Below are 500 nucleotides of genomic sequence, written 5' to 3' on the forward strand. Positions count from 1 at the left end.
GACAACCGTGAGGGTACGGTCACTGGCGGGGCGCTGGAGTTGGCCATCGCCCAGGCGGTGGACAATCGCCAAGGGGTGCTGGCTGCCGACAAGGCGTTGAAGGTGAGCGCCGCCAGCCTCGACAACCGCGAGCAAGGCAAGCTGCTCAGCGACGGCACGCTCACCGCCAAGGTCAGCGGGCTGCTGGACAACCAGGCCAAGGGCCTGGTGAACGGCGTGGGCGCCACCCATATCGACGCGGGGCAACTGGACAACCGCGGTGGCCGCCTGGTGGGCAAGGACCTGCTGACCCTGCAAGGCCAGCGCTGGGACAACCGCGGCGGCAAGATCGAGGCCGACGGCGCACTGACACTGACCATCGACCACCTCGACAACCGCGACCAGGGCCTGGTCAGCGGCCAGGCCGGGGCCCGCTACAGCGGCAGCGAGCTGCTCAACCAGCTCGGCATCCTTGGCGCCAAGGGCAACCTCGACCTGGTCGCCGCGCACCTGGACAACAG

The 500-nt window shown here is 69.2% G+C and carries 1 protein-coding gene; it reads left to right on the forward strand.

The annotated features are described in order from the left end of the window. A partial coding sequence (locus tag AC3WL2_RS25795) for a hypothetical protein (protein WP_492574047.1) occupies positions 1-500 on the forward strand: 500 nt, incomplete at both ends.

The organism is Pseudomonas sp. FW305-96 (assembly GCF_058783825.1).